This window comes from Methylophaga sp. UBA5088 (assembly GCF_002414625.1).
Lineage (GTDB): Bacteria > Pseudomonadota > Gammaproteobacteria > Nitrosococcales > Methylophagaceae > Methylophaga > Methylophaga marina.
Genome location: NZ_DIAC01000059.1, coordinates 35571 through 49114, shown reverse-complemented (window position 1 = coordinate 49114; position 13544 = coordinate 35571). Strand labels below are relative to the sequence as shown.

Annotated in this window: 14 protein-coding genes and 1 tRNA gene; 13 read left to right on the top strand and 2 right to left on the bottom strand. The window is 42.2% G+C overall.

Annotated features, from left to right (window positions below; all coding sequences use genetic code 11):
• Window positions 1-234: 234 nt before the first annotated feature.
• Both bfr and cfa read left to right on the top strand, forming a co-directional pair.
• Window positions 235-714, top strand: a complete 480-nt coding sequence (bfr, locus tag B4K20_RS08070) for a bacterioferritin (RefSeq protein ID WP_286305060.1) — start codon at window positions 235-237, stop codon at window positions 712-714.
• A gap of 161 nt (window positions 715-875) precedes the next feature.
• Window positions 876-2063 (top strand): cyclopropane fatty acyl phospholipid synthase, encoded by a 1188-nt coding sequence (cfa, locus tag B4K20_RS08065; RefSeq protein WP_289282515.1) that lies wholly within the window; start codon window positions 876-878, stop codon window positions 2061-2063.
• Here the strand turns inward: cfa and B4K20_RS08060 are convergent, their stop codons facing one another.
• On the bottom strand, window positions 2064-2294 hold the full coding sequence (locus B4K20_RS08060; RefSeq protein ID WP_289282514.1) for a DUF2789 domain-containing protein: 231 nt from the start codon (window positions 2292-2294) through the stop codon (window positions 2064-2066).
• 169 nt (window positions 2295-2463) lie between these two features.
• Here B4K20_RS08060 and B4K20_RS08055 point away from each other — a divergent pair, with 169 nt between their 5' ends.
• Window positions 2464-3063: a helix-turn-helix domain-containing protein gene (locus B4K20_RS08055; protein ID WP_286305057.1), complete on the top strand. Its 600-nt coding sequence runs from the start codon at window positions 2464-2466 to the stop codon at window positions 3061-3063.
• A gap of 510 nt (window positions 3064-3573) precedes the next feature.
• Here the strand turns inward: B4K20_RS08055 and B4K20_RS08050 are convergent.
• A tRNA-Leu gene (locus B4K20_RS08050) sits at window positions 3574-3658 on the bottom strand.
• 182 nt (window positions 3659-3840) lie between these two features.
• On the opposite strand from B4K20_RS08050, the gene queA reads away from it, so the two are divergent.
• The 10 genes from queA to B4K20_RS08000 form a co-directional block, all read left to right on the top strand.
• Complete coding sequence (gene queA / locus B4K20_RS08045; protein WP_286305056.1) at window positions 3841-4884, top strand: tRNA preQ1(34) S-adenosylmethionine ribosyltransferase-isomerase QueA; 1044 nt, start codon at window positions 3841-3843, stop codon at window positions 4882-4884.
• Entirely contained in the window at window positions 4868-5599 is a 732-nt protein-coding gene (locus B4K20_RS08040; protein WP_289282513.1) for an RNA methyltransferase, read from the top strand. The genes queA and B4K20_RS08040 overlap by 17 nt, the downstream gene beginning before the upstream one ends.
• A complete protein-coding gene (gene cysE, locus B4K20_RS08035) occupies window positions 5596-6381 on the top strand; it encodes a serine O-acetyltransferase (protein ID WP_289282512.1) in 786 nt (261 codons plus the stop codon). Before B4K20_RS08040 ends, cysE begins: the two co-directional genes overlap by 4 nt.
• Window positions 6382-6438: 57 nt before the next feature.
• Window positions 6439-6885 carry an Rrf2 family transcriptional regulator gene (locus tag B4K20_RS08030; RefSeq protein ID WP_289244958.1) on the top strand — a complete coding sequence of 149 codons (447 nt, stop codon included), beginning with the start codon at window positions 6439-6441 and terminating at the stop codon, window positions 6883-6885.
• 146 nt (window positions 6886-7031) lie between these two features.
• A complete protein-coding gene (locus tag B4K20_RS08025; protein WP_286305053.1) occupies window positions 7032-7358 on the top strand; it encodes a HesB/IscA family protein in 327 nt (108 codons plus the stop codon).
• A gap of 104 nt (window positions 7359-7462) precedes the next feature.
• Window positions 7463-8764 carry an adenosylmethionine--8-amino-7-oxononanoate transaminase gene (bioA, locus tag B4K20_RS08020; RefSeq protein ID WP_286305052.1) on the top strand — a complete coding sequence of 434 codons (1302 nt, stop codon included), beginning with the start codon at window positions 7463-7465 and terminating at the stop codon, window positions 8762-8764.
• 153 nt (window positions 8765-8917) lie between these two features.
• Window positions 8918-8989, top strand: coding sequence for a pyrroloquinoline quinone precursor peptide PqqA (pqqA, locus tag B4K20_RS08015; RefSeq protein ID WP_081443609.1), 72 nt, complete (start codon window positions 8918-8920; stop codon window positions 8987-8989).
• Window positions 8990-9173: 184 nt separating this feature from the next.
• On the top strand, window positions 9174-9740 hold the full coding sequence (ahpC, locus tag B4K20_RS08010; RefSeq protein ID WP_286305051.1) for an alkyl hydroperoxide reductase subunit C: 567 nt from the start codon (window positions 9174-9176) through the stop codon (window positions 9738-9740).
• A gap of 75 nt (window positions 9741-9815) precedes the next feature.
• Window positions 9816-11390: an alkyl hydroperoxide reductase subunit F gene (ahpF, locus tag B4K20_RS08005; RefSeq protein ID WP_289282511.1), complete on the top strand. Its 1575-nt coding sequence runs from the start codon at window positions 9816-9818 to the stop codon at window positions 11388-11390.
• Between the two features lie 158 nt (window positions 11391-11548).
• Window positions 11549-13544, top strand: a 1996-nt coding sequence (locus tag B4K20_RS08000; protein WP_289282510.1) for a hypothetical protein, incomplete at its 3' end; no start/stop codon positions are given.

The window sequence follows — 13544 nt, the reverse complement described above, 5'->3', positions numbered from 1 at the left end:
TCTCAATAACTGAGTATCTGTTTCTGTTCAATTAGCTAAGTTGATAAACATAAAGGTCTTTTTGTGTTTATCATGTCTTTAGACATCTTTCATCGTCCAAACAACCCTGCCGTATATATCCCAATCTAGATGATAATAATTCTGATTTTATTTTTAAAACAGTCGCTTAGCTTTGACTTTTGACTCAGACAAACGATAATCATGGCAACTTTACATGAAATTAAGGGGTTGTTTATGAAAGGCGATAAAAAAGTTATCGAATACTTAAATAAAGTATTAGGGAATGAGCTAATTGCTATCAATCAATATTTCCTTCACGCCAAAATGTATAAAGACTGGGGTCTGCACAACCTATACGAACATGAATATCATGAATCTATTGATGAAATGAAACACGCAGACAAATTAACAGAGCGAGTTTTATTCTTAGAAGGTTTGCCAAATTTACAAGATCTAGGTGCACTGCGTATTGGTGAAAATACAAAAGAAATGCTCGAAAGTGATTTAGCTCTCGAATTAGATGCCATCCCCGATTTACAAGAAGGCATTAAATATTGTGAATCTGTCGGGGACTATGTCACCCGTGACTTGTTTCAGGATATTTTAAACTCTGAAGAAGAGCATGTTGATTGGTTAGAAACGCAACTTGGCTTGATAGAAAAAATGGGCTTACAAAACTACCACCAAGCACAAATTGTAAAAGAAGCAGAATAAAAATCATGCTTCTGAGAGCCCGAACATGACGCGGTCTGTTCGGGCTTTTTTATGTCTGTACGTAATTACACGGATTGTAATATATTGTCTAAACAAGTAATTTACAGGTTAATCAAATTCTTTAATTTATTCAGGCTCACTCTCTGGAGGTAGGGAAAAGCATGGCTAGATTCGAGCAGTATGATAATCGTGATGACATCTATAATTCATCAACATCCAGTCAGGCTTCTTTGTCTCCGCCTGCAGTTTTACGTGAGCTAGCCAAACAGTGTGATGTTCGTTTTAACGGCAGCAATCCTTGGGATATTCAAGTTCACCATCGTGATGTTTACTCTCAGATTTTAACGAAAGGTTCATTAGGCTTCGGGGAAAGCTACATGGATGGTCTCTGGGACTGTGAGCGAATGGATGAGCTTTTTTATCGCATCATGCGCGCTAATATTGAAGAAAACCTTGTGGGCGTGGGTAAGTTTGCTCTGATTCTTCAAAGTCTTAGACACCGCTTCTTTAATCTACAAACTGAAAAACGTGCCTATCAGGTGGGTGAACAACACTACGATATCGGTAATGATATATTTGAGGCCATGCTCGACTCGACGATGAGTTACTCATGTGGTTTCTGGCAAAAAGCCAATACGCTGGAGCAAGCTCAGCTGGATAAATTAGATCTGATCTGCAAAAAACTTCAACTCAAACCAGGCGAAAAGTTATTGGAAATTGGTTGTGGCTGGGGTGGTCTTGCAAGTCATGCGGCTGAACATTATGGCGTTGAAGTATTGGGGATAACGATATCTCAAGAGCAACAAAAACTCGCTCAGCAACGCTGTAAAGGATTACCTGTAGAAATTCGTCTGACAGATTATCGTGATCTAGAGGGTGAGTTCGACAAAATAGTCTCGGTTGGCATGTTTGAACATGTGGGCGAAAAAAATTATCCGATCTATTTCGATACCGTGAATCGTTTATTAAAAAAAGACGGTTTATTCCTTTTGCATACTATCGGTATATATAAAACCATTCATCGGGTTGACCCCTGGATTGATAAATATATTTTTAGAAATGGCAAGCTGCCATCAGCTGAGCAGATTGCTGATGTATTAAATAAACGCATGGTGATAGAAGATTGGCATAATTTTGGACAAGACTACGCGCTGACATTACTGGCATGGTGGGATAGGTTTGAGGCCGCCTGGCCAATACTGTCTGAAAAATATGACCAACGTTTCTACCGTATGTGGAAATATTATTTGATGAGCTGCGCTGGATTTTTTAAATCACGACAAGGCCAACTTTGGCAAATAGTACTCACCAAACGTGATCGTACTGAAACCTATCGCTCAATCCGTTAGTTATTCATGCAGTAACACATTGAGCTGATCGACAACTTCTGCCCAGTCAGAATCTTCTGAGAGACATTCTTTGATGAACGCCCTCTGTGAGGCTGTCCAGAATTCCGCAGCCTCAATCGTTTTTTCTGGAGGCAGTTTATGCTCAACAATAAATTCATCCATCGCGGCCGGGCTATTATCCAAGCCTAATTGGAGAAATAAGTTTTCTAAGGAATGAGAACTTGTATCCATAGTGAATCCTCTTCAGCAAAGTCTAATTTATTTCATATTAGTACAATAGAAGAGTCAATGCGTTCAAATTCATAACTAATTTTACTTATCCTTGTCATCTAAGCGTAAAATCAAAAAAAGAATAAATTAGTGTAAACTATTGTACACAACATAATATGGTGTGACTGATATGGAAAAAAGATTGTTTACTACTACTCAACTCGCTAAGTTACTCGGCGTGACAGCAAGAACAATCCAGCTATGGGCAAATCAAGGATTGATTAATGTTGTAAAAACACTGGGTGGCCACCGACGAATTTCTGAAGATGAAGTGATTCGTCTGGCAGAAAAACTAGGCAAACCGATCCCTCAAGAATTAGCAATACCCAGCAAATCAACACTGAATAGTCATGCTGAATTAACGGTGTTACTTGTTGATAAAGACAGCGAACTATTGAGGTTATACGAATCACAATTACTACAGTGGCAGGAAGGGCTGCCGACCAATATTCATGTGACAGACAATGGATTTGATGCCCTCATTTTGACAGGCCGCTATAAACCCAACCTCATCATTGTCGATTGGGAAATGGATGATATGAATGTGGCACATCTTGTCGATGCCATAAGTAAAAATAAAGAAACCAAGCACGCCAAAATCATTATCGTGACAACACAAGATAAATCAGCATTAGGCAAAGAAGTCACGCTACCTGCTAGCGCGATGATAGAAGAAAAACCGGTGTCTTTTGCTTTGATAAAAAGATTACTCGAAAAACAGACTGCCTAGGATCTAGAACAAAGTTTTTCAGATGGAAATGGGCTGAATTATTTGAAAGGGGAGAGAGGTGGTTACATCACTTAACGTTAAGTGATAAAAGTAGAGAATCGCCGAACTATAAAAAGTATGGGGCCACACATCGCTGGGTAATAATTCTTTTCGATTCATAAAATAGTCATAATTCATTGCTATATTTTCTGAATCGCGGGTATCAGTTACACCTCTCTCTTACTCTCCTCGGCTTCAATTGTTGCTTTTGGATACCCGCTTTTTTTCAATGGCAGATCCCCACTTACAAAAAACATTACACCCCTGATGTCATCCAAGTGGGTGTTTGCCACCCATCATCGAGCCACACGGAGATTAATTTATACAAATAGCCTGGGAGTGCATATAGAGTGAAGTCGGGCTTGTGCTAATAGAGCCACTGAAAATAAATCAACAATTTACGTTCATTCTATAGGGATTGGTGTATACAGATTTATAGGGATAGTTGATTGATGCTGAGAAGAGTTAGGTTGGTACCGAGGGCGAGAATCGAACTCGCACTTCCGAAGAAACCGGATTTTGAATCCGGCGCGTCTACCAGTTCCGCCACCCCGGCAACCTAAGCGCGAAATTATAACGTCTACCCCTGAGTATTGGAAGGGTGATTTTCATTTGTTCTTAACTGAAAAATCTAACTAATTGATAGTAATAGCTAAAGCGAACGTTATTCTCGCTGAAGCTGGACGACATGGATGATTTAAATGCTGTTTTGATAGACATTTTGCTATGATCGCGCCCATGAAAACGAGTGACTTCCAATTTGATTTGCCCGAAGAGCTAATCGCCCAATACCCCTCAGAGAACCGAACTGCCAGTCGATTATTGTTTCTGGAAGGGAATAGCGGTCAGCGCCAGGATCTCCAATTTACCGATCTGCTATCACTACTCAAGCCTGATGATTTATTGGTTTTTAACAATACAAAAGTGATTCCCGCTCGCCTTTTTGGCGTCAAAGATAGTGGTGGTAAAGTTGAAGTGTTGATAGAGCGGGTGCTTGATGAAACTCGGGTACTGGCGCATATAAGAAGTAGCAAATCGCCAGCAGCCGGTCGTCATTTGCAACTTGAAGGTGTGCTTGATGCGGAAGTTCTCGGGCGGCATGATGCTTTATTTGAGTTGAAGTTTCACGATATTCATTCTGTGATAGATGCGCTTGATCAGTATGGACGATTACCATTACCCCCTTATATTGAAAGGGAAGTGGATAAAGCGGATTTAGATCGTTATCAGACGGTTTATGCCAGGAATGTTGGAGCCGTGGCTGCACCTACAGCGGGTCTACATTTTGATGAAGCCTTATTGAATAAAATTCGTGAAGCAGGAATTGAAACAGCTGAGCTCACGTTACATGTTGGCGCTGGTACATTTCAGCCGGTCAGAGTGGATGATGTGCGTTCTCATCAGATGCATAAAGAAGTCATTGCCGTCAGTGATAAAGTGGCAGAACAAGTAAAAGCAACCAGAGCACGTGGTGGCCGGGTTATCGCTGTCGGCACTACCAGTGTCAGAGCGTTAGAGTCAGCATCCATTAACGGTGAGATTACGGCTTATCAAGGAGAAACGGATATTTTCATCTATCCGGGTTATCAATTTAGAAGCGTTGATGCCATGGTAACGAATTTTCACCTTTCTGAATCCACACTGTTAATGCTGGTCTCAGCCTTTGCAGGTAAAAAACACATTCTGGAGGCATACCAACATGCCATCCAACAGCGTTACCGGTTTTTTAGTTATGGTGATGCCATGTTTATAACAAGGAATTCTAATGAAGTCGCTGGATAATGTTCGTTTTGTGCTTGTCGGTACAACGCATCCCGGTAATATCGGTGCGGCAGCCAGGGCAATGAAAACGATGGGGATCACAAATCTACATCTTGTCTCGCCTAAAATTTACCCAAGTGCTGAAGCAACAACACGTGCATCCGGTGCGGATGATGTCTTACACCGTGCGGTGGTACATGATAGTCTCGATGATGCATTGGCAGGCTGTCACTATACTTTTGCGATGAGTGCCCGTTTACGTCACTTGCATATGCCAGTGATGAATCCGCGTGAAGCAGTGACGCAACTTGAAAAGTTCGATGATGATACACATATAGCTATTGTGTTTGGTCGTGAACATTCTGGCTTATCCAATGATGAAATCGATCGATGTCAGTATTTAGTCAATATTCCTGCTAATCCAGATTATAGTTCTCTAAACCTGGCTGCGGCAGTCCAGGTCGTCGCTTATGAACTCAGAATGAGCTTCCAGCCTAATATTGATTTTGGTCGTATTGGTGAAGAGCGTGAGGCGATAACTTCAGAAGATTTAGCTCATTTATATGATCATTTTGAACGTTCGTTGACGACCATCGGTTTTCTGGACCCTGAAAACCCACGTAACCTGTTACGACGTATACGCCGACTATTTAACAGAGCGGATATGGATCGAAACGAATTACAGATTATGCATGGTATTTTGCGTGCAGCAGAAACCAAAGCGAGGAAAGAATGACAGAAAAAATAAGCCGTTGGGAACGCATCAAAGAAGATATCTCTTGTGTCTTTGATCGCGATCCGGCAGCACGGAATGTATTTGAAATTGTCACCACTTATCCCGGCGTACATGCGCTGCAGTTTCACCGTCTAAGTCATTGGTTGTGGCGTTCAAACTGGAAATGGCTCGCCAAGTTCATTTCTTCCATTTCACGTTGGTTCACCGGTATTGAAATTCACCCCGGCGCTAAGATTGGTCGCCGTTTTTTTATTGATCACGGTATGGGTGTCGTCATTGGTGAGACCGCAGAAATCGGTGATGATGTGACGCTTTATCATGGTGTCACCCTGGGTGGCACATCGTGGAAAGAGGGGAAACGCCATCCTACGCTTGGAAATAATATTGTTGTTGGTGCCGGTGCAAAAGTACTTGGTCCCATTACGCTTCATGATGGTGCCCGTATTGGTTCCAATGCCGTAGTTGTTAAAGATGTTGCCTCAGGTGATACCGTTGTGGGCGTGCCGGGCAGGGTAGTGAAAACCAACTTGAGTGAAGATGAAAAACAACGTCAGAAACTAGCTCAGTCGGTTGGTTTTGATGCCTATGGTACCTCAAGTAAAACCATGGACCCGGTGGCTTCGGCCATTCATGGACTGATTCAGCATGTTCACGCTATGGATAAGCGCGTTGATGTGATGTGCAAAAAAATCCATCGTCTGGGTGGTGAATTACCTGACGTTGAAATGCCGGATTTAGAAGGGTGTGATATCTACAAGGACAACGAAGAGAATAAAAGTTGACTAAAATAGTCAGGCATGTAAACTTTAGACGATTAAGTTTATTCTGGATTTGTAAGAATGCGTTTAACCACTAAAGGTCGCTATGCTGTGACCGCCATGCTTGACCTCAGTCTGAACTATGGCGTAGGCGCAATAACTCTGGCAGATATTTCAGAAAGACAAGGTATTTCTCTCTCTTATCTGGAGCAGTTATTCGCAAGGTTGAGAAAGCAAGGTCTTGTGAGCAGCTCTCGTGGTCCGGGGGGCGGATATCGTTTAAGTCGTGCAGCAGATACCATAACGGTGTTAGATGTCATATCGGCAGTTGATGAGAAGGTCGATAGCACACAATGCGAAGGTCGACAAAATTGTCACGGTCATGAGCAGTGTTTAAGCCATGAGCTTTGGCAAAGCTTAAGTGATCAGATTCGTGTATATCTTGATGGCATCACTCTGGCACAAGTCGTGTCTAACTTTGAAAAGAGTAGAAACGGCGAAAAAGTTATCGCATTTGATATGCTCTAGTTTGCTCTTTGCCCCAAACTTTCGACTTATCACTTTTACAGATCTAAATGAGTGAATCTAATTAAGAAGCCTTTGATATTCTTCAATCAGAATCAAACGTTCTCAATTATTTATGGTCTTAATCACTGAATGTTACAGGTGAAAATATGATTACATTGACTGAATCTGCCATTAATCGTGTCAGAGATATGATGACAAAACGTGCATCGGGTGTCGGCTTAAGAATTGGCGTCGTCAAAAGTGGTTGTTCAGGTTATAGCTATGCGCTTGACTATGCAGACGAAGTGGCCGCTGACGATGTGGTGGTTGAGCATGGTGATGTCAAAGTGGTTATTAACGAAGACGCTATGCCAATCCTCGATGGTATGGAACTCGACTTTGTTCGCGAAGGCTTGAATCAGAGTTTTAAATTCCGAAATCCTAATGTGGTTTCTGAATGTGGCTGTGGTGAGAGCTTCAGTGTTACTAAATAAACGAAACACTATTTCTCAAAAGTGCCCGCTCAATGCGGGCATTCTTGTTTTTAGCTCTCTGAATTAAAAACGGTGAGCCAGCTCTAAGACTATGTAAAACAGACATGACAAAACTAAGTAATCTTGAATTTGATGCCGCCCACATCTGGCACCCTTATACCAGCGTGTCAAACCCACCGTTATTACATGAGGTGACATCAGCAAAAGGCGTTAGATTAACTCTGGCTGATGGTCGTGAAGTGGTTGATGGTATGTCATCTTGGTGGTCAGCTATTCATGGTTATAATCACCCAAAGCTTAATGAGGCTGCACATCAGCAGATTGATACGATGTCGCATGTCATGTTTGGCGGTTTAACGCATGAACCAGCAGTCAATCTTGCCAGAAAGCTGGTAGAGATAACCGATGACAGTTTGCAGTATGTATTTTTAGCCGATTCAGGTTCAGTCTCTGTTGAAGTGGCTATTAAGATGGCTATTCAATACTGGTTTGCTCAGAATAAACCTGAAAAACATCGCTTGCTCACATTCAGAAATGGTTATCACGGCGATACGTTTGGTGCGATGTCAGTCTGTGATCCTGTTAATGGCATGCATAAAATGTTTGAAAAAGTGCTGCCGACACATTTATTTGCTGCTGCACCTGAGTGTCGAGATGATGCTGATTGGCAGGATAGCTACATCGAAGATTTCAAACATTTGGTGGAAAAACATCACCACGAATTAGCTGCTGTCATCGTCGAGCCTTTGGTTCAAGGGGCCGGCGGTATGCGCATCTATTGCGCTGAGTACCTTCGTCAAATACGCGCCTTATGTGACGAATATCATATCCTATTGATTTTTGATGAAATTGCCACTGGTTTTGGGCGAACCGGTTCACTGTTTGCTTACGAGCAGGCTGGCATCGTGCCAGATATTATTTGCATGGGTAAAGCCCTTACCGGTGGGTATATGACGCTGGCAGCGGTGATGTGTAATCAGCAGGTGGCTGACGGTATTGCTGCAGATGGTTCGGGTGTATTGATGCATGGTCCCACTTTTATGGCGAATCCACTGGCTTGTCGCGTGGCAGCTGCCAGTATTGATTTGTTACTGGAGAGTGACTGGCAAACGCAGGTATCCACCATTGAAAATAGTTTGAATACCGAGCTGACTAAATATCGTGATCATGAATTAGTTAAGGATGTCAGGGTAAAAGGGGCCATTGGTGTCGTTGAGCTAAAGAAACCACTTGATGATGCGATGGACTGGTTACCAGGCTTTATTGTCGAACAGGGTGTGTGGATCAGACCGTTCAGAACCATGATTTATATCATGCCACCTTACATTATTGATACTGCTGACCTTCAATTGTTGTGCGATGCGATTTTTCATATATTAAACGCGTTGAATTCTACTGAGCGCTAGTTTCATGTATCGCTGAATAATCCCGTTTATTTTAATAAGAATAATCCTGAGATGAATCAAGCAAGACCCTGATGTGACATTTTGTCAGTTTAGATAGTCTATACCTACGTTGTTTTCCCTAGAAACAACGTCTTAAATTAAGAGGAATTGATTATGTGGACTAAACCAGAATACTCAGATATGCGTTTCGGCTTCGAAGTAACCATGTATATTTGCAATCGTTAAGATTGATAAATAATAATAAAAAAGCCCTTGGAGTTTGACTTCAAGGGCTTTTTTTATTTTTCCGATTGTTTAATCGTTTTTATCAATCATACTAATAGAATTAAGTCGTTGTACCTATTTATGTGCCTCGACTACAATGCGAACTGTCACTTACGACACTAATGCAAAATTTAAGGAGCAAATAATGTCTACACTGATTAATACAGAAATCAAACCGTTTAAGGCGAATGCTTATCACAATGGCGAATTCATCGAAGTTTCAAGCGATGATCTGAAAGGCAAATGGTCTGTTTTCGTTTTTTACCCAGCTGACTTCACTTTCGTTTGTCCAACAGAACTAGGTGATGTTGCAGACCACTATGCTCAACTGCAAGAAATGGGTGTTGAAGTTTACTCAGTATCAACTGATACACACTTCACTCACAAAGCATGGCACGATGCATCAGAAACCATCCAAAAAATTAAGTTTCCAATGATTGGTGATCCAACTGGTGTTATCAGCCGCAACTTTGAAGTGATGATTGAAGAAGAAGGTCTGGCACTTCGCGGTACATTTATCGTTAACCCAGAAGGTGTGATTAAAGCTGCTGAAATTAACGATCTGGGTATTGGTCGTAACGCTAAAGACTTAGTTCGCCGTGTGCAAGCAGCACAATATGTTGCAACACATGATGGTGAAGTCTGCCCTGCTTCTTGGCAGCCAGGTGAAGAGACTCTGTCTCCATCATTAGACTTGGTTGGCAAAATCTAATCAGGCTATATCGACCTGTCCGGGCAAATGCCCGGGCAGTGTCACTAAAATTATTTTTGATTAAGGTAAATTATTATGTTGGATGCAAATATCGCCGGACAACTGAAAGGTTATCTGCAAAACATCAAACGCCCAATTGAATTGATTGCGGCTCTAGATGACAGTGCTAAAGCGACTGAAATGCGCGATTTGTTGCAAGAAATCGCTGATATGTCAGGTGACATCACTTTTGCTGATGATGCTGACAGCGATTCTCGTAAGCCGTCATTTCATATCAAACAGCCCGATGGACAAGAAAAAATTCGTTTTGCCGGTATTCCGATGGGGCACGAATTTACATCGCTGGTGTTGGCTCTGCTACATGTCGGTGGGCATCCAACCAAACTCGATCAGGAAGTGATCGACCAGATTAAAGGGCTGGAAGGGGAATACCACTTTGAAACGTATATTTCACTTTCATGCCAAAACTGCCCAGAAGTCGTTCAGGCATTAAACGTAATGGCCGTTCATAATCCGAATATTTCGCATACCATGATTGATGGTGCGTTATATCAGGAAGAGGTGGACCAGCGAAAAATTATGGCGGTGCCAACGGTCTACCTGAATGGTGAGAATTTTGGCTCAGGCCGTATGAGCCTGCCTGAAATCATCGCCAAACTGGATACAGGTGCAGTGAAGCGTGAAGCTGAAAAAATCAGCGCAAAAGAAGATTTTGATGTGTTGATTATTGGTGGTGGTCCAGCGGGTGCTTCTGCCTCTATCTATGCCTCACGTAAAGGTATTCGTACAGGTATTGTGGCTGAACGCTTTGGTGGTCAGGTCATGGATACCATGGCGATTGAAAACTTTATTTCTGTCAAAGAAACAGAAGGACCAAAATTGGTTGCTGCATTAGAAGAACACGTCAAACAATATGAGGTAGACGTGATGAATCTTCAACGTGCAAGCAGTCTGAAAAAGAATGGCAAGATGATCGATGTTGAACTGGAGAGTGGTGCAACGCTTTCAAGTAAAACGGTGATCCTTGCTACTGGTGCTCGCTGGCGTGAGCTGGGTGTGCCAGGTGAAAAAGAATACCGTGGTCATGGCGTCGCTTATTGCCCTCACTGTGATGGGCCCTTATTTAAAGGTAAACCTGTTGCGGTCATTGGTGGCGGTAACTCGGGTGTTGAAGCCGCGATTGATTTGGCGGGTATTGTCGGTCATGTGACATTGATTGAATTTAACGGTGAGTTACGTGCCGATGCGGTGTTACAGAAAAAACTGTTCTCTTTGGATAATGTTAAGGTCATCACTGGTGCCCAAACAACTGAAATCACAGGAGATGATGGCAAAGTCAATGGGCTGATTTACATGGACAGAGCCACTGAACAACAGCACACGGTTGAATTGAATGCTGTGTTTGTTCAGATTGGTCTGTTGCCAAACACCGATTGGTTAAAAGGCACTATCGAACTGAGTAAATTTGGTGAGATAGAAATCGATAATCATGGCCAAACATCTTTGCCGGGTGTATTTGCCGCAGGTGATGTCACTACTATCCCATATAAACAAATTATTATGGCAATGGGAGATGGCGCTCGTGCAGCACTGGGAGCCTTTGATTACCTGATTCGTAATGATTTTGATGGTAAAAGTGAAGCGGCTTAACCCCTCACACATTTATTATTAACTGAATGAAGACCTACTGATGAAAGTCAGTAGGTCTTTTTTTGCAAAGTACTTAACGTTTTTGCAAAAACGATTTTTATTTGTCATTTTTTTATAGCACCATGTGGAGCTTGATTTGAACCGAACAGGGAAGTGTGATGAAAAAAGCAGTTTTAGTACTAGTCCTTATCGTTATTGCTGGGCTCCTCATATGGCAATACAAACAAGAGGAGACAAAAACATCAGCGCTTTTGCAGTATGTACCTGCTGATACGGCATTTTACATGGGGGGAACGCTTGATAAATCCCTCGCTGTTTTTTTAGCCGATTCCCCTGTTTTTGGTTTTTCCCCCACAGAAACTCGTTTATTGGACGACATTCAATCTGAACTGTCAGTGTCTAATACACCCGCCGCAAGATTTTTAACCGCTTTATTCTCAGACTACAGCCAAAAAACGGATGGTAGCTACCAAGCGTTTGTCGATTATTTTGGTCTGGCTTCTGAAGGCGATTATGCAACCTATTTACATGGGCTAGTGCCAGTCATAAATGTGCCCATCGTCGATCAGCCAAAGTTAGTCACATTGTTTAAAAACCTGTCAGAAGAAGCTGGGATTAGTTTCCAGGAAAAAACGCTGGGTAAACAATCTGTATTGAGTTGGGTGGTAGACAAAAAAAATCTGCAATTGGTTTTGGCGACAACAGAATCTTCTGCTGTCTTAACCCTGATTACAGATAAAGATACAGAAACAGATACTGCTGAGCGTCTTGCACAAACACCTGTTCCAGAGTCTTTCGAGGAAAATCTAGCCAATATTCGTGAGCAACAGCAATACACCAATGATTTAGTTTTCATGCTGGATATTGAAAAATTAATGAATGGGCTTTTCGTCGCTGATAATTCCAGAGCATCAAACGATTTCAAACGCTATTTTTCAGATACGCCTCTGGCTCAAAAAATGATGAATGATCCCGATATGCAAATCTGTCAGGCAGATACTTTAAAATTGATTAGTCAGGTACCTCGTCTGTTGATGGGATATAACGATATCGAAGTCAAAGACAATCAGCTCATGGCTAGAGTCAGTGCGTTATTAGAAGTACGTCATCCATTAGTGCTTAATGTTCTGCAAAGCATGCAAGGACACATCCCTGATCATGTTGTGGATGCAGAAGATAAAATTTCAAGCATGGCAGTAGCGCTGGATATGGATCAACTGACGCCGGGCGTGACAAAATTATGGACTGAATTTGCCAATGCCGAGTTTAGTTGTCCAGATTTACAACAAGCGCAAGTCAAATCAAAACAAATGAGCCCGATGGTACTGGGCGCAGTTACTGGAATGGCTCAAGGTATAAAAGGCTTAGGACTTTCATTGTTTGATTTGCATATTGATACAGATGCAGCCAAGCCGTTGTCTATCGACTTTTTACTAAGTTTGGAAACAAGCAATCCAACTGGCATTTTGTCTCTGCTTCAGCTTGTGCCAGAACTAGCGAATATCCGTATTCCGGCGGATGGTACCGAGGTGCCGCTGAATCTCCCTTTACCTATCGATATCCCAACTTTTGCAGCCATCAAAGGATCGCATGTCGTTGTCTATAGCGGAGAAAAAAGCCAACAAGCCATAAGCGCTATTGAATCAGAAGAATTAACGCCAAACGCTTTAGGTTTCAGCTCTAGCATCAACTATATAAAGCTGGTGGACCTCATGGAAAATACGGATTTTAGTGCGATACCCGGCACAAATATGGAAAGCTGTATGGAGGTGTATTCTGCATTAGACACACTGCGTCGAATGGAAATGCAATTGAGTTATCGAAGTATGGTGAATGACAAGGGCGTAGGCATTGATAGTTTAATTACGCTGAATAAACCCGAAGCAACAAACGACAATTTTGATATTACCGGCCAGTGGCATACGGCTTATCTAGATGAGATGTGTCAGTGGGTAGAGGATGGTGCTGAACAGTGGAATGAAGATGGCACAGGTAGCTATAAAGAAACCAGCCAGAAGGCGAGTTGTGATCTATATCAAACCCAGTATCAATGGCAGCGGAAGGGCAGAACCTTAACGCTAACTGATACGTCAGCACCAAAATATCGTGATTCATGTCAGGATGAGTGGCAACAGGATGGTCAGAAAGAGACAC